At 38.5% G+C, this 19,400-nt stretch carries 4 protein-coding genes; 3 read left to right on the top strand and 1 reads right to left on the bottom strand.

Going from position 1 to position 19,400, the window contains the following annotated elements; all coding sequences use genetic code 11:
- Positions 1-18: 18 nt before the first annotated feature.
- On the bottom strand, positions 19-14,961 hold the full coding sequence (locus tag LU301_RS10130) for an ESPR-type extended signal peptide-containing protein (protein ID WP_305270459.1): 14,943 nt from the start codon (positions 14,959-14,961) through the stop codon (positions 19-21).
- Positions 14,962-15,774: 813 nt separating this feature from the next.
- Between LU301_RS10130 and LU301_RS10135 the strand changes: the two genes are divergently transcribed.
- From LU301_RS10135 to polA, 3 genes are all read left to right on the top strand, one after another.
- The gene (locus LU301_RS10135; RefSeq protein WP_305270460.1) at positions 15,775-16,047 is read left to right on the top strand and encodes a type II toxin-antitoxin system Phd/YefM family antitoxin; all 273 of its coding nucleotides are present in this window, start codon (positions 15,775-15,777) and stop codon (positions 16,045-16,047) included.
- A gap of 5 nt (positions 16,048-16,052) precedes the next feature.
- On the top strand, positions 16,053-16,439 hold the full coding sequence (vapC, locus tag LU301_RS10140) for a type II toxin-antitoxin system tRNA(fMet)-specific endonuclease VapC (protein ID WP_305270461.1): 387 nt from the start codon (positions 16,053-16,055) through the stop codon (positions 16,437-16,439).
- A 144-nt stretch (positions 16,440-16,583) separates the two neighbouring features.
- A complete protein-coding gene (gene polA, locus LU301_RS10145) occupies positions 16,584-19,325 on the top strand; it encodes a DNA polymerase I (protein WP_305274063.1) in 2,742 nt (913 codons plus the stop codon).
- Positions 19,326-19,400 lie beyond the last annotated feature (75 nt).

A 19,400-nucleotide genomic window follows, 5' to 3' on the forward strand; every position in this document is an offset into this window, starting at 1 on the left:
GTTCAATTCAGTTGCTGATTACCACTGATAACCGATTGCAACAGAACCACCTACATTACCTTGTGAACTACCGCTACCTGTACCTTTGAAGATCCAGTTACCGCCATCACTAATGCTAGAGAAGCTCACTGCATAACCAGTTTCACCCTTATAGTGACCTGCACCTACTGCTACTAAGCTCTTACCTGGTAAGTATGCTTGTGGTAAACCTGCAGTTGCAATCGCTTGTGCGACACCACCATAAGCATTATCTGCTACATCACCTAAACGTTTGTTCAAGTTATTGATATCGCCTGCGATATTACTTACAGCACCAGCAACCGCATATAATTGGCTACCGTTAATCGCATCAGTAGAAGTTGCTGAGACTTCACCCGCAGCTACGTTTTGGATACGGCGTTCAGCACCAGAAGCACCTACAGATACTGCACCTGTTGAAGTCGCACCAGCAAAGCCACCATAAGTTACACCACGCACTGTTGCTGTTTCAACTTTACCTGTTGTACCCGCAGTTGTTGTATTACCATTTGTACCATCAGTTTTCTTAGCAACAGTACCAACAGCATTACCTGCCGTAATAGAAGCGTTATTACCTAAAGCAACAGAGTTATCAGCAGTAACCTTAACATTATTACCTACTACATGTGTATTAGTCGTTGTAATGTTATTGTTATTACCCACTGCATAGCTCTCATTACCACTAATGTAGTTAGGGTCACCAAATGCACCAGAGTTATTACCTGTTACAACGTTACCATAACCAACTGCAATCGTTTTGTTACCAAGTGCTTGAGAGCCTGTACCAATTGCAATTGCACTATCACCATCTGCACGAGTGATTTGTGCTTTATACACGTCACCAGTTTCAGTATTAGTGTAGACAGTGTTAATACCTGCTTTGTTATCAGTACCATTAATATTCTCATCTACAATCTCAATCTTAGATCGATCTGTACTTGCTAATACTGGTGTACCTTCTTTCGCAATACTGTTACCCAATGCTACAGTCTGATTACCACTTGCACTCGCTTGATAACCAATCGCAGTTGCATGTGTACCACTTGCACTAGAGTCTACCGCATTCTTCTTAATGTTTGTACCATCAGCTTTTTCTTCACTGTTGGTATGGAAGAAACGGATACCCTCTTTGTTCATATTGTTAATTGCTGTAACAATACTAATAGTGTGTTTCTCAGTATTACCTGCTGCATCATAAGTTTTAATGATTTCAGGATTACCAATAATTTGGGTAATATTGTTCACAAAATTATTATGAACATTGGTTACATTCATTTGTAACGCTTGTAAATCACCAATATTCGCAGCGTTATTTAATGTATCGCCTGTTGCATTTTGAATTGCTTGTGTACGGTTCGCTGGCATAGAGCCATCTGGATTACGCACACCACTTGCTACATTGGTTACTTGTACTGGATTGTTCTCATCGCCACCGAATAATTTTACAGTATTAGTTGGTGTCGTTGTTTCTGTACCAGTATTCGTTACATAACCAACTGCTGTGTTCACTTTAATGCTGTTCGCACCAGTTGTAGGGTCTTTCGCAACCACTACATTAGAACCACGACCATCTTCGAAGTTTACAGTATCGTTATGTACCACTGTATCAACAGCTTGACCATTACCTTGTAAGTTCCAACCAGCATTTAACACATCGCCAACAGTTGCTGCATTGTTTTTGTTCACAGCTTGGTTAGCAGGTGTATTCGCTGTAGGTTGTGCATTAGTTGTAGGTGTTACATCAACTAAGTTAGACTTCACGCCAGCAACTGTATTATTCCCCATATTCACATTTGAATTTAGTTTAACAGTTACATTACCTAAAGTTGTGTTACCAGCAACAGTTAAGTTACCTTCTACACCAATGTCTTTAGTTGTTGCAAATGTAAAGTTGTTACCTGTTTGCGTTACAACAATGTTTGTACCATTGTTAAAACTTACAGTTTCACCCGGATTGATTAATTCAGGGTTAGCACCGTTATTTGCAACCGCTTTCCAACCAGAATTATTAATCGCATTCACTACATCTGCTGTTGTTGCAATACCGTTTGTTGTATTTGCAGCAATACCACCATTTGTACCGATTGAACCCGTATTCAAGTTAAACTTAACGGTAGTCGCATCACCTGTAGTTGTTACATCTGCAGTGATACCATTACCATCTACGAAGTTTACTGCATGACCTGGTTTAACAACTGTCGTTGTACCATCTGTATTCTTTGTTGTCCAACCTGTGTTGTTTACAACATCTACAACATCGCCTGCAGTCAAGAATGAATTGTCTGCTTTATTAGCGTCTGTTGGTGCTACTGCTTGACCTTTAGTATTTACTGTTACATTGTCTGTATCAGCTGTATTTGTAGGAACAGTGTTTACACCAGCTTTGTTTACATTAAATGTAACGTTCGCTACTGAACCATCAGCATTTACACTTACATTCGCTGTTGTACCTGTACCGTTTACAAAACCTACTGTGTCATACGCTTTAACGAAGTCTTTCGCTACGCCATTCTCTTGTACATTGAAGCCGGCATTTAACACATCGCCTACTGTCGCAGCATTGTTATAAACTTTCTTCAAGTCTTCGCCTGTAGGTGCTGTAGCATTTGTAGTAGCTGTAGGTGCTTTATCATCTGTTAATTTCTTAGCAGAATCTTCAGTCAAACCATCTTTGTTGTAAGTCGGTGCTAAGTTACCTTTAACATTTGCCAACGTTGTTGGTGCTGTTGTATTGTTACCCGCACTGTTCATTGACGCAATTACATCACCAGCTTTATGCTTATCGCCTGTACCATCTGGATTAGTTGTAAACGCATCTGAACCATCAGTTGCAGTTGGGTTAGGATTCTTATAAACCTTCGTACCATCTGCTAATGTATAAACAACTGGTAATTGGCTGTTGTTTGTTAAACCTTGAGCATTCGTTTCAATCACGATTTCACGAATATCACCTTTGGTCTCACCTTTTACAGTAATACCTGTACCACCAATGAATTTAACTTCATTTGCGTTCTTAACCGCATCTGAGTAACCATTTGAAGCACTAACTACCCAACCCATATTTTGTAAATCACGTACTGTCGCTACGCTGTTGAGTACTGTATCAGTTAATGGATTCGTTGTATTACCCAAATTAACAAACTTAGCATCTACTGGAGCTGTCGTTGGATTCGCATCTGGATTAGTCGCAACAGTTGTTATATTCAAGCTTGAACCCACACCTGTAATTTGTGTCGGCTTACCATCTGCACTTGTAATGTTCAACGCACTTGTAGGTGCATTTGTTGTAGGGTTATTAGTCGCAGGTTTCGCAGCTTCTGTTGTAAAGTTCACAACAGGTTTTGTCGCATCCGTTGGACTACCCACTGACAATGTAGTCGTATTCACATTGTTAAATGTTACATTATCTGCTGTTGCGTAAGTGAAGTTTTGACCGTTTTGAGTCAATGTCATGTTCTTACCAGCTTCAAATGTTACCACTTCGCCAGCTTTAACTTGCTCTTCTTTCGCACCAGTTGCATTTGTACCAAACGCTGTTACATTCCAACTTACATTGTTGATGGTATTTGCTAATGTTGTTGCATTTACAAAGTTACCGCCATCAGTAGGAGTAGCTACTGTACCATTTGGATTAATAGTCGGAGCTTGGGCTGTATTCACATCGTACTTAACAGTGGTTACACCATCTTTAGTTTCAACCTTAGCTGTTGTACCGTTACCATTTTCATAGTTTACAGCATCGCCAGGATTGATTACTGATGTTGTACCGTCAGTATTCTTCGTTGTCCAACCGCTGTTGTTAATAACAGTCGCAACATCGCCTGCCGTTAAGAATGTATTACCTGCTACTGTTGTATTAGTCGGAGCAATTACTTTACCTGCATTATTTACAGTTACATTGTTTGCATCAGATGTATCTGTAGGTGCAGTAGTTACACCAGCTTTGTTTACATTAAATGTAACATTCGCTACTGAACCATCAGCATTTACACTTACATTCGCTGTTGTACCTGTACCGTTTACAAAACCTACTGTGTCATACGCTTTAACGAAGTCTTTCGCTACACCATTCTCTTGTACATTGAAACCTGCATTTAACACATCGCCTACTGTTGCAGCGTTGTTATAAACTTTCTTCAAGTCTTCGCCTGTAGGTGCTGTAGCATTTGTAGTAGCTGTAGGTGCTTTATCATCTGTTAATTTCTTAGCAGAATCTTCAGTCAAACCATCTTTGTTGTAAGTCGGCGCTAAGTTACCTTTAACATTTGCCAACGTTGTTGGTGCTGTTGTATTGTTACCTGCACTGTTCATTGACGCAATGACAGTATCTGGTGCTACATCATCACCTGTACCATCTACCTTAGTATTAAATTTACCTGCTTCTGTTGGATGCGGATAAACCTTCGTACCATCTGCTAATGTATAAACAACTGGTAATTGGCTGTTGTTCGTTAAACTTTGAGCATTCGTTTCAATTTTAATTTCACGAACATTATCTTTGGTTTCACCAGTTACAGTAATACCATTACCTGCCACAAATTTAACTTCATTTGCATTCTTAACCGCATCTGAGTAACCATTTGAAGCACTAACTACCCAACCCATATTTTGTAAATCGCCTACAGTTGCTACTGCATTTGGATTTACGCTTGGTTCTGTTAAGTTCACTAAAGTCGCTGTGCTTGGAGTGCTTGCACCGCCTGTAAATGGATTAGTATTTACATCTTGCTTGTTCAAGCTTGAACCCACACCTGTAATTTGTGTCGGCTTACCATCTGCACTTGTAATGTTCAATGCACTTGTAGGTGCATTTGTTGTAGGGTTATTGCTCGCAGGTTTCGCAGCTTCTGTTGTAAAGTTCACAACAGGTTTAGATGCATCCGTTGGACTACCCACTGACAATGTAGTCGTATTCACATTGTTAAATGTTACATTGTCTGCTGTTGCGTAAGTGAAGTTTTGACCTTGTTGAGTCAATGTCATGTTCTTACCAGCTTCAAATGTTACCACTTCGCCAGCTTTAACTTGCTCTTCTTTCGCACCAGTTGCATTTGTACCAAACGCTGTTACATTCCAACTTACATTGTTGATGGTATTTGCTAATGTTGTTGCATTTACAAAGTTACCGCCATCAGTAGGAGTAGCTACTGTACCATTTGGATTAATAGTCGGAGCTTGGGCTGTATTCACATCGTACTTAACAGTGGTTACACCATCTTTAGTTTCAACCTTGGCTGTTGTACCCTTACCATTTTCATAGTTTACAGCATCGCCAGGATTGATTACTGATGTTGTACCGTCAGTATTCTTCGTTGTCCAACCGCTGTTGTTAATAACAGTCGCAACATCACCTGCTGTTAAGAATGTATTACCTGCTACTGTTGTATTAGTCGGAGCAATTACTTTACCTGCATTATTTACAGTTACATTGTTTGCATCAGATGTATTTGTAGGTGCAGTAGTTACACCAGCTTTGTTTACATTAAATGTAACATTCGCTACTGAACCATCAGCATTTACACTTACATTCGCTGTTGTACCTGTACCGTTTACAAAACCTACTGTGTCATACGCTTTAACGAAGTCTTTCGCTACACCATTCTCTTGTACATTGAAGCCTGCATTTAACACATCGCCTACTGTTGCAGCGTTGTTATAAACTTTCTTCAAGTCTTCGCCTGTAGGTGCTGTAGCATTTGTAGTAGCTGTAGGTGCTTTATCATCTGTTAATTTCTTAGCAGAATCTTCAGTCAAACCATCTTTGTTGTAAGTCGGTGCTAAGTTACCTTTAACATTTGCCAACGTTGTTGGTGCTGTTGTGCTGTTATCGCCATTATTCATTGACGCAATTACGTCTGCTGGTTTAGTTGGCGTTGGAGCTGTACCACCTGTTGGTGTAATTACATTACCATCTGAATCAACTTCATTTGGCTTGTAGAAGTTACCATCTTTCGCTTTAACGACAGGTTCACCTGCTTTCGTTGTATAAACAACTGGCAATTGAGCAGCTTCTGGTGTCTTAACATCAATTGTGATTTCACGAATACCACTTGTTGTGTTCGTTACACCTGTTACTGTCGCAGCACCTGTACCAATGAATTTAACTTCATTTGCGTTCTTAACAGTGTCTTTGTACTCACCAGTTTGTGTGCTTACCACCCAACCCATATTTTGTAAGTCGCCCACTGTTGCTACAGCATTAGGATTCGTTGCATTTTTCAAATCAACTAATGTTGATGGGACTGTGTTTGTTACAGGTGAAATACCTGTAGGGTTAGTATTTACAGTTGTTGTATTCAAGCTAGAACCTACACCTGTAATTTGTGTCGGTTTACCATCTGCACTTGTAATGTTCAACGCACTTGTAGGTTGTTCAGCATTGTTAGTCGCAGGTTTTGCTGCTTCTGTCTTGATGTTTACAACTGGGTTGCTTGCATCTGCAGGTTTGTTTACATCACCAACTGTTAATGTCGTTGTATTCACATTGTTGAATGTTACATTTTCAGCCGTTGCAAATGTGATGTTATTACCATCTTGTTTCGCAATTAAGTTTTGACCTGATACTAAAGTAATTGTATCGCCAGCTTTAACTTTTGAATCACTCTTACCAGCTTGGTCTGTAAACTTATCTGTAGTCGAGCCAATGGTAATGTTATGTGAAACATTATTTACAGTATTCGCTAATGTTGTTGCATTTACAAAGTTAGAACCGTCTGTACCTGCAGGAGTAGCTACTGTACCATTTGGATTAACTGTTGGCTCTTTTGCTGTATTTACATCAAACTTAACTGTTGTAGTATTACCATTTGTTACAACATTTGCTGTTGTACCGTTACCACTTTCGTAATTAACCGTATCACCTGGATTTACAACAACTTTATCGCCATTAGTATTGGTAGTTGTCCAACCAACATTGTTCACTAAGTTTACAACATCACCTGCTGTTAAGAAACTATCGTTTGCTTTAGCTGGAGTTGTTGGAGCTTGTGCTTTACCATTATTAACCGTTACATTGTTTGCATCTGTAGGCGTTGCTACTGGAGCTGTACCTGTAGGAACTGTTACACCAGTTTTGTTTACTGCAACTTTAATTTCGTAAGCAGTACCATTGTTTGCACCTGTAACAGTTGCACCTTCACCAACAAAGTTTACTTGTTGAGCATTTTTAACCGCTTGAACATAACCGTTAGCAGGAGCTGATAATACCCAACCCATGTTTTGTAAATCGCCAACTGTTGCTACAGCGTTTGGATTTACTGTGGTAGGTGAACCTAAGTTTACAAGATCAGTTGTACCTGCAGTACCCGGAGTCGTGCCTTGAGTACCTGTATTTGTTGTTACAGGAGCTTTATCTAAACTAGAGCCTACACCTGTAATTTGTGTCGGCTTACCATCTGCACTTGTAATGTTCAACGCACTTGTAGGTTGTTCAGCATTGTTAGTCGCAGGTTTTGCAGCTTCTGTCTTGATGTTTACAACTGGGTTGCTTGCATCTGCAGGTTTGTTTACATCACCAACTGTTAATGTCGTTGTATTCACATTGTTGAATGTTACATTTTCAGCCGTTGCAAATGTGATGTTATTACCATCTTGTTTCGCAATTAAGTTTTGACCTGATACTAAAGTAATTGTATCGCCAGCTTTAACTTTTGAATCACTCTTACCAGCTTGGTCTGTAAACTTATCTGTAGTCGAGCCAATGGTAATGTTATGTGAAACATTATTTACAGTATTCGCTAATGTTGTTGCATTTACAAAGTTAGAACCGTCTGTACCTGCAGGAGTAGCTACTGTACCATTTGGATTAACTGTTGGCTCTTTTGCTGTATTTACATCAAACTTAACTGTTGTAGTATTACCATTTGTTACAACATTTGCTGTTGTACCAGTACCATTTGTGTAATTTACTTTATCACCTGGATTAATAACTGATGTTGAACCATCTGTATTAGTCGTTGTCCAACCGCTTTCATTAATTGCATTGGCAACAGTTGTTGCATTGACTAACTTATTACCTTCATCTGCTGGAGTAGGACTTGCCACTTTGCCATCGTTTACTGTTAAAGTTGTATTTGATGGTGGTAAAGTATTTACTTTTGCAGAAATTGTAAAGTCTTTGCCATTTTGTGCAATATCAATATTATCGCCAGCGATAAATTTAACAGTCTCGCCAGTTACAACAGGTGTATTTGCAGGTGCGGTACCGCTATTTGTACCTGTACCAGTTTTACCTGCTTCTACATTAAAGCCTAATTTGTTTAATGTATTTGCTAAGTCGCCTGCATTAACGAATTTCTTCTCTTCGCCACCTGTAGGCACTTGAACTGGTTTAGCAGGGTCATTGTTTAATGTTGTATTTGCAACTGTTAAACCTTCTGGTGTATTCGTAACAGTTGTACCATCTACTTTAACATCTACTTTAACAGTTGAAACACCATTAGCAGTAGAAATATTTACAACAGTATTTGAACTATTAACAAAATCAACAGTATCATACGGAGTTACAACATCTTTTGCTGTACCATTTTCTTTTAAGTTCCAACCAGCATTTAATACATCACCTAAAGTCGCTGCATTATTTAAACCTGTTGTAGGTTTTGCTGTAGTAGGAGTGGTCGTTGGTGCTTGGATTGTTGTATCTAAACCACCAATAACATTCTTGCCATCAGTTGTACCAATTGTAATTGGTTTATTCTGAACATCATCACCTGCTTTGATAGATTTAAATTCTACATCATCTTTTGTTGCATAGATGAATTTTTCACCATCTTTTTGCAACGCCATATTCTTACCTGCGATAAATGTTACGTTATCGCCTGCACTAATTTGACTGTCTGTCGCTTTACCTGATGTGTCTTCATTCGTATCAACACTTGCACCTTGTTTTGCTGTCCATGATACGTTGTTGACCAAATCAACTACACTATTCGTCGTTAAGAAGCTGTTATCACCATTTGTTGTTGGTGCAGCTGCTTTACCACCTTCAGTGATTGTAACAGTATTCGGAGCAGGTGTATTGGTAGGATTTTGTGCTACAGTTGATGTATTAATGTTATAGCTAACGTTTACACCACCATCATTATTTTTAATGACATTCGCTGTTGTACCGTTACCATTTACATAGTTTACAGCATCGCCAGGATTAATCACAACTTTTTCTGATGGATTATCTGTAGTGCTTGTTGTCCAACCACTTTTGTTAATCGCATTCGCAACAGTCGTCGCATTGACTAACTTGTCGCCTTCTGTTGGTGTATCAATCGCACCAGTATCAGGATTTGGCGTTAAAGTCGTATTCACAACTGTTAATGCACCATCATTATTTGTCGTAATTGATGTACCGTCAACTTTTGCTGATACTGTATAGTTCGCAGTACCATTATTACTATTTGGCGTACCTAATGCAACTTCAACACCTTTACCTGCAGTTACTGTCGCTTGTGTATTGGTATCAGTTGCCTTAATAGTTGTTACACCATTTACAGTGTCTAAAGTGATGTTATCACCTGCCTTTAATACAGGAATAGATTTCGCTACTGCATAAAGCTGTGAACCATTGATTGCATCTGTAGAAGTCTCTGTGATACGACCTGCTGCTACATTTTGAATTTGACGTTCATTACCTGCAGAACCTACAGAGAATACCATACTATTAGGGTCTGCTGAATTAGACGCATCATATTTTAAGTTAGTACCTGCAAAACCAGTATAAGTATGAGGTCCAACTGTTGCTTCAGTTACAACTGTTCCCATACTTGCTACAGATTTCGCACCTACTGCTACAGCACCACCCATGTTTTCGCCAACAGTTGCTTCTCGACCAATTGCTACCGCATTTGTACTTGTGCTTGTTGTTGCATTAAAGCCTGTAGCAATAGAGTTAGCACCATTTGCAATCGCACCATTACCTGTAGCAATCGCACTTACACCGCCTGCAGTTGCATTTACACCTGTGGCAATCGTATGCCCTGCTGTTGCTTGAGCATTATTACCTAAAGCAATCGCATTTGTTGCAGTAGCATTGGCTGCTGAACCAACTGCAGTACTATTTGTACCACTAGCTTTAGATTCTACACCAATTGCTGTAGCACGGTGTACTGAAGCATTAGCAGCATTACCTAAGGCAACAGTAAAATTACCTGTCGCTTTAGTATTACTACCTACAGCAACTGCATTTGTACCTGTTGATAATGAGTTACCACCCATTGCAAATGAATGTGTATTTGTAGCATTTGCTTGGTCACCAATAGCAATAGATTTGTCACCACCACTCTTAGAAGCGCCACCAATTGCAATCGATTTTTCATTGCTTGCTGTTGCGTTTTCACCAATCGCAACTGCTACATTACCAGAAGCATTGGCACGTACACCCACTGCTACCGCATTAGTATTTGTTGCATTTGCATTTAAACCAACTGCTACTGAACTATTACCAGATGCTTTGGTGTCTCGACCAACAGAAACTGCATTCGCTGCTGTTGCAGTTGCATTAACCCCTGCTGCCAAGCTATTTGTACCCGTAGCACCTGCTTTTGCATTAATTGGACCTGAGTTAGTCGCTGAATCTCCACCATCAACACTTTCAGCACCATTTACGTGGAAGTAAGTATTTGGTATGCTTGTAGGTGCTGTTGCAGGAGGAATGACTGCATACAATTTACCATCATTACCAATTTTAATTGTTGAACCATCAACATTAACTTTAAAGTCTAACTTACTTACACCTTGATTTTCAGGTGTAGCAGTAATCGTAACTGTCTTATCGCTAGATTCAAAGTTTACAACATCACCTGGATTGACTTTACCAACTTCAGCAGAATGATTTTGCAATGTCCAGAATGAATTATTTACAGCTGTTGCTACAGAAGATGTTGTCGCTACCGCATTTGGATTTGTTGGAGCGTCATTTTTAATCTTACCGTCTTCATTTGAAACGGTTGATACTACAGGCATTTTATCAATCACGGCGTAAAGTTGTGAACCGTTAATTGCTTCTGTAGACGTTGCAGAAATATTACCCGCTGCTAAGTTGATGATTTTACGTTCATCACCTTTAGCACCAACGCTTACAAAACGACCTGTATCAGCAACTTTACCTGCAAACGAACCATAAGTAATACCATTTACAGTTGCCTCTGTTACATTTGCAATATCATGTGAACCAGTAACACTTGCATTTTGACCTAAAATCACAGAGCCGTTGTATTTTTTATCTGCGGCATTAGTAACATTAACATTGTTACCCAATACCATTACATCATCAGCACTTACCGTATTGTTAAAACCAATAACCATTGAACGGTTAGCACCTTGAGCTGCATTTGTTACAGCAACACTAGTATTAACCACACCATTTGTACGGGTAGTTGTACCTGCTGTATTACCAATGTTGTTTTGACCACCGATAGAAATCGCATTATCAGTATTATTGGCAATAATATTGTTATTACCCAATGAATATGAGTTTGTACCAGCAACAATAGATGGATCACCAAATGCACCAGAATTTTCACCAGATACTTGGTTACCTACACCTACAGAAATCGAGTTTTTACCTGAAGCAGTCGCATCACGACCGATTGCTGTTGCATTTTCACCACTTGCTAAAGCATCTGTACCCATTGCAACTGAATATTGTCCTGTTGCTTTTGTACCACGAGTACCTTTTGCACTTTGTGTACCAATCGCAATTGCATTTTCTGCGGTTGCCGCTGTAATATTATGCGTTTTACCATCTTCAACAAGAACATTTAAATCATCTTGAATAATACCACCAATCGCAATCGCACGGTTTGCATCAGCTTTTGCAAAAGCCCCCATTGCAATAGTTGAATTATGTAACGCTTTTGTACCTGAACCAAATGCTATCGCATCTTGTGCTGCTGCTTTAGACTGAGCATCTGGTTGGTGTATAGAATCAGCTTGTGAAGTAATAAGCCCTGCTAACTCTACCCCCTTTGCACGCTCAATATCAGTCGAACCAAATGCTATTGCACGATAACCTGTCGCATTGGCAGAATGACCCATTGCCATCGCACCTTTACCATCTGATACAACAGTGTTACCAATAGCAATACCATGACTTGAATTTACAACTGATTGACGACCAATAGCAACACCCGTATTTCCTTTAGATTGTGCCGCTGCACCTATCACAACACTTGATGTATTTTCTGAACGTGCTAACGGTCCAATAACAACAGACAATCCACCTTGCGTACTAGCTGCACCATCACCAATAGATACGCCTGAGTGTGTTGAAGCATTAGTACCAATAGCCACACCAGTAGAATATTGCTCATTATTTACTGAACCAAGTGCCGTACCTGTAGCAATCACTGTATTAATAGGATTACCACGATTAACATGACCTGTACTACCAGTAGCACTAGCATTTTTACCAATAGCAACTGCACCCGTTGCAGGCAACTGATTAGAAGAAGTTCGTTCACCATTTGTTGATTGTGCATTAGCACCTGTTCCGATAGCAATATCCGATAATTGTTTAGCTGTTGCCAAACGACCAATCGCTGTAGCATTTACACCTGAAGCATTTGCTCGTGTACCCATTGCAATTGTAGATTCATTCCATGCACGTGCTAAAGTACCTACTGCCGTTGAAGATAAACCTTTTGCTAATGCATTTGCACCAATCGCATTAGCAGCTGCATCTAAAGTTTGTGAACCTGTACCAATCGCTAAAGAAACATCGCCAATCGCTGCTGTATTTGGATATTGACGACCACGTAAATTTTCAACACTATAATCATCAGGAAACTTATCCTGGATATAATCCTGTAAACCAGCTGATAAATTTGCACGGAATGTTTCATATTGCTGGGTTACATTAGTAATATCTTGTGCTGTTGGACTAGTTTCACTACTTACAGTTACACCAAGTAATTTTGCTAATTTACCCGCAGCTCTATCTAAATCATCACCACCAATCGCAACTGATGAATTACCCAAAGCACGAGTATCTGCACCTAAAGCTACACCTTGATCACCATAGACAATCGCACGATTACCAACTACTGTTGCTTGATTAATTTCAAAGTTAGGATTTTCAGATCTTGCCCAAGCACCCACAATCGTATCACCAAAGCGTGATTGAGAACTTGTGTTATAACCAACTAACACAAATGGAGTATTACCATTTTGTACTGCACCAACAGTAACATTTGTAGCACCAACAGGTGTTTTCAAATGACTATTCGCACCAATCGTGATTGACCCCAAAACACCCGAAGTAGCATTTGTACCAATAGAAATAGCATGTTGATCCGCAACATTTTTAGATGCAAACATACCACCTACAATATCTTTATCAATTTGTGCAGCAACCAATGCTTTTGCATTTGCCACTCTTTCAGCATCAGTAGCACCTGTCGCTTTTGCTGCTATACTTGCTAAATATTGTACATATTCTTCTTTTGTTTGACCTAAATAATCCGATGTACTATCATCTCTCAATGCCGCTACAAACCTAGGTGTTACATTAGAAGCTGAAAATTGCCCCATCTGCGAAACTTGAGCGTAGACTGTTTTCAATCTATTTAAATCAGATTGAACAACAGCATTTGCTGTTTTAGCTACATAACCACCACCAGCAGTCGCATCACTACCAATAGCAATAGTATTATTACCCACTGCATGTGAATTACTACCTAGTGCTGAAGCATTAGTACCAACAGCATGTGCATCAAAACCAATCGCATTAGACAGATTTCCTACCGCATCTGCTGATGTACCAACTGCAATACTAGATAAACCACGTGCACGTGAGTGTACACCCTGAGAAATAGCTGCATCATCATACGCTAAAGCATTCAGACCAATCGCAACCGCACCTGCACCCGATGTTTGTGTCGAAGTACCCATCGCAATAGATGCTTCACCACCCGCTGCTGTACGCAAAAATGCATAACCATTCTTTTGAGAAACATTTCCTGCTTCCGCATGCACAGTTGTAGTGAATGTACCTGTTGGAATTGTCCCTTCCATTGCACGTGTACTTAATAAGTTCAGTGACGTATTTGCAAATCCATTCAACTGACCGCCATTGGCAGCTCTAAAACGTGCTTCTAATGCATCTTTAACCGTTTCATCGGTCATTTGCGTAGTGCCCAACAATGCACCAATACGTGTATTTAAAACAGGAGCAGCTGTTGTATAGTCATCACCACCAATCGCAATAGCAGAATGTCCTAAGGCTGTTGAATCCGCACCCAATGCTGTCGCCTGATCACCTAAAACAAATGCACGTGAACCAACACCAGTACTTTGACCAATTGTTCTTCTTGGTCCATCTGGTTGATTTTGGTTAAGTAACATCACCGCACTAAAGTTATTCGTTGCATGTGCACCAATCATTACATCGCCACTAAAACCAGCTGATGTTGCGTTATAACCCAATACAACTGATGGCATTACACCATTAATTGGACTTGTTTTGTCAGGTGCATACCATTGCTGTGAACCACCCAATGGATTGGCAGTTAGTTTATGAACTTTACTATCAGCACCGATAACAACATCACCCAAACCAACAGCTTGCGCACCACTACCTACAGCAATCGCAAAATTACCTGAAGCTGTTGTAGGTGTTTCAGTACCATTTACACTACCAATAGCAATAGATTTACCGCCTGATGAAGCATTAGCTCTAGCACCAATCGCGATCTGAGAAGTAGCATTAGTTACAGCACCAGCACCACCAGTACCATTCACACCAATCGCAAGCCCTGTTTGACTTGTAGTAATGACTGCCGCTGCTTGTGCCTCCATACCTACCACAGCACTTGCCAAGCCCATTACTGCTAGACCAGCTTTTGCAAGTTTATTTGTTTTTGACTTTGTTTTGCCCTGAGCTTTTGCAATTTCTGAAACCGCAACCCAAGAACCTGTGGCTTCACACCACACGACTTTAAAGACTTTATTCATATAGAATTTCCTAAGAAACTAAAAAACATATATAACGCAACAATTATGTTATTCGGCAAGATTTCAATTTAATATTTATTTTCAAGTTAAATCTTATCTGCTCAATTGTAACGTTACACATATTCTACTTTTAGATAGAATTTCACTATCATTATACAATATTTTGTGAGATATTTCACGTTACCAACCATATTTAGTCCATATTTTTGTAACTATTTTAATAGCATAATACAATAATATTTAATATATTTTTCAATAACTTAAGTTTAATAAAATACAAAAAATATCACTTCACTTGTTTTTTTTTGTAAAAGAAATATGTGCTTTTTTACCTATGTTGAGCATTTTAATCGGAATATGACATTTTGTGTCAGTTTTAGAGGGGAAAAGTTGTAGAATACAACAAAAGAAGTTAAAAATTTAGTAGAAACTCGTAGGGGCGAATCATATTCGCCCTATATGAATATCGTATTTATTGGGCAAATGTGATTTGCTCGTACACAAAATCAATGGTTTATAATGAGTTGAAAATGGAGTTGATGTTATAGTAAAACAACGTTAAAAATGCTACGGTTTCCGTTCGTGGTGATGAGAAACATCGTTTCGCAAGGAACCATAGGAAACCGTTACCTTTCGACAAACTCAAGGCGAACGGTTTCGTATCAGAAAATAAGTTGTTTTACTATATAATACATCTAGCAACAATTAAAGCGGGTCAAGTACAGTATATAAGTGCTGTTCAAATGAATTGTTTAGCATATTTGAATATGATAAGATATTTAAATCAAATTTATGGTTTAGGAGTAAATTATCATGCAAACAATTCATGTATCAGACCCAAGCCCTGCTTTAATTAACGCATTATCTTGTGTACATCATCAACACAATCCTATTATTTTAACTGCTACAGGTCAAGCTCCAACTGTACTTATGGATTTTGCAGAGTTTGAACGCTATCAACAATGGCAAAAACTCCAGTCTAAACCAACATGGCAAACTATGTTTGATGCACTTAATGAGTTTGAAGAAGGTTTTAAACTTGAGCGAAGCGAACAAGGTGAACAAATTCGAGATTTTGTAAAATGAAATATATGTTAGATACTAATATTTGCATCTATATCATTAATCAAAAACCTACTCAAGTACTGGAACGTTTTGCTCTACATTCTATTCATGACATCACAATTTCAAGTATTAGTGTAGCAGAGTTAGCTTTTGGTGTTGAAAAATCAGGCTCTAAGCGTAATAAAATCGCTTTAGAAAAATTTTTATCGCCCTTAACTATTTTGCCTTTTTCTGAACAAGAAATGTGGCATTATGCTCACATCAGACATCATTTAGAAAGTCAAGGAAAAACCATTGGACCACTTGATATGCTCATTGCTAGCCATGCTATTAGTAAAGATTTAACTTTAGTTACCAATAATACAGCAGAATTCAAACGTATATCTTACCTAAAATTAGAAAATTGGGTCTAGAACACTATTCTCAACTTATAATAAATGATTGATTTTTCATAACGGCTAATTGTAACTTACCTGTACAAAATTTAATATTTGACAAGATTTTTAGACTAAAAATAAGGTACAATAAAGCAATTTAAATGTATATTGAGAACGATGATGCCCCCTTTTGTTTTAGTTGATGGTTCATATTTTTTATTTCGTGCCTTTCATGCTTTACCGCCGTTAATGACATCAGCAGGACTACATACCAATGCGGTGCGTGGTGCAATTAACGCCATTCAAAAACTCATCAAACGTGTACAGCCTACGCACATGGCGGTGATTTTTGATACACCTGAACCAACCTTTCGCCACGTGTTATCACCAGAATACAAAGGCAATCGACCTAGTATGCCAGATGAATTGGCAGAGCAAATTCCCTATCTTCATGCGTTAATTCAAGCACTAGGCATTCCATTATTCAAATTGGTTGGAGCAGAAGCCGATGATATTATTGGTACACTAACCAAACGAGCCGTTGCTGAAGGTATGCAAGTGCTGATTTCTACAGGCGACAAAGACATGGCACAACTGGTCTGTGAACAGGTTACGTTAGAAGATAGCTTTAAAGAAAAAACCATGGATATTGCAGGCGTGATTGAAAAATTCGGTGTACGACCTGAGCAAATTGTTGATTATTTAACCTTAATGGGCGATGCTGTTGATGGTATCGCTGGTGTTGCCGGTGTGGGTGGAAAAACTGCAGCAAAACTACTCAATCAATATGATAATTTAGAAAATATTATTGCCAATGCGTCTAATATTAAAGGGAAAATTGGTGAAAATATCGCCAATAGTTTAGAGCAAATTAAACTTGACCATCAATTAGCGACCATTATTTGTGATTTACCCTTAGAATTAGATTGGCATGATTTAAAATTATCTGCACCGAATGTCAATGAATTACAACGTTTATATACTGAACTTGAATTTAGAAATGATTTAAAATCACTCAATCATCCTAATAATCCTGACAATCCAAAATATCAAGATAATCCAACTCAAAGTAAAACAGCACCAAATATCATAGCAAATGAGAATGCTACTGCTGAAAAACAGCAAACATCAACGAAATATCATACCATTTTTAAACAAGATGAATTTAATGATATTCTCAATAAAATTGCTACAACGGAATATATCACGATTGATACAGAAACCACTGCTTTGGATTATTTAAAGGCAGAATTGGTCGGTATTTCTTTAACATTTGATGGTCAAGATTGTTATTATATTCCACTTGCTCATGATTATCCAAACGCACCACAACAACTCAATCGTGATGATATTTTACAGCAATTAAAACCCTATTTAGAAAATGCAAAGATTAAAAAAATCGGACATCATTTAAAATATGACCAACATATTTTTAAACGTTATGATATTGATTTAAATGGTTGCTATTTTGATACTATGCTTGCATCGTATGTCTTAAATAGTGTGGCAACACGACATAATATGGATGATGTAGCACGTTTATATTTAGGCTATATCACCACATCATTTGAAGATATTGCAGGTAAAGGGGCAAAACAAAAAACCTTTAATCAAATTGAGATTGATATTGCAAGCCGCTATGCCTGTGAAGATGTTGATGTTACTTATCGTTTATATCAAGTTTTATCAGAAAAACTGGCTGAATCTCCTGAATTATTAAATATATTATTACAGGTTGAAATACCAACCTCAAACATTTTAATGCACATGGAAGAACGTGGTATTTTACTCAATGATAGTTTTCTTGGTGATTTAAGTGATGAATTTAGTAAACATATTCAACAACTTGAACAACAAGCTCATGAAATTGCAGGTGAAGCATTCAATATCGGCTCGCCAAAACAAGTGGGTGAAATATTATTTGAAAAATTGCAATTAAAAGGTGGTAAAAAAACTGCTACAGGTCAATATAGTACCAGTGAAAGTATTTTAGAAAAAATAGACCATCCGATTATTGAACCAATTTTAAACTATCGTAGCTTAACCAAATTAAAAAGCACTTATACTGATGGTTTAAAAGAACGTATGCAAAGCAGTAAACGTGTGCATACCAATTATCATCAAGCGGTTACAGCAACTGGGCGATTATCATCAAGCGACCCAAATTTACAAAATATTCCAATTCGTGATGAGATTGGACGACAAATTCGTCAAGCCTTTATTGCACCTGAAGGTCATGTATTATTGGCGGCGGATTATTCACAAATTGAATTACGTTTAATGGCTCATTTTTCACAAGATGAAGCCTTAGTTGATGCGTTTAATCAAGGACAAGATATTCACCGCCGTACTGCATCGGAAGTATTAAATATTCCACTTGATGAAGTTACCAGCGACCAACGCCGACAAGCCAAAGCAGTAAATTTTGGTTTATTATACGGTATGTCAGAATTTGGTTTAATTCGTCAGCTCGGGTTTACACGAGAAGAATCGCAAAATTATATTAAGCAATATTTTCAGCGTTATCCAGCAATTTATGATTATATGCAACGTACACGACAACTGGCGAGTGAACAAGGTTTTGTAGAAACCATCTTAGGCAGACGTTTATATACACCAGATATTCATGCACAAAATATGATGGTGCGTAAATCAGCAGAACGTGCCGCAATTAACGCACCATTACAAGGCAGTGCGGCTGATATTATTAAATTGGCGATGATTGCGGTAGAACAACAGCTTAATCCCGCACATGCTCGCCTACTGTTACAAGTCCACGATGAACTGGTTTTTGAAGTGAAACAAGAATATGCTGATGAAGTTGCTCAACAAATTAAACAGTTAATGGAAAATGTGTACACACTCAATGTACCGTTAGAAGTTGAAGTTGGGCAAGGACAAAATTGGGAGCAGGCACATTAATATTTTTAAAAATGTAATATAAGGGCGAATGGTTTTCGTCTTTATATTATTCATTTGATGTGCTATTTTAGGCAA

Source organism: Moraxella sp. ZY210820 (assembly GCF_030674635.1).
Lineage (GTDB): Bacteria > Pseudomonadota > Gammaproteobacteria > Pseudomonadales > Moraxellaceae > Acinetobacter.

What these genes read in the sequence shown, in the direction of transcription:
- polA (WP_305274063.1), top strand. Translation starts at nt 16,584, where the DNA reads ATGCCCCCTTTTGTTTTAGTTGATGGTTCATATTTTTTATTTCGTGCC.
- LU301_RS10130 (WP_305270459.1), bottom strand. Translation starts at nt 14,961, where the DNA reads ATGAATAAAGTCTTTAAAGTCGTGTGGTGTGAAGCCACAGGTTCTTGG.
- vapC (WP_305270461.1), top strand. Translation starts at nt 16,053, where the DNA reads ATGTTAGATACTAATATTTGCATCTATATCATTAATCAAAAACCTACT.
- LU301_RS10135 (WP_305270460.1), top strand. Translation starts at nt 15,775, where the DNA reads ATGCAAACAATTCATGTATCAGACCCAAGCCCTGCTTTAATTAACGCA.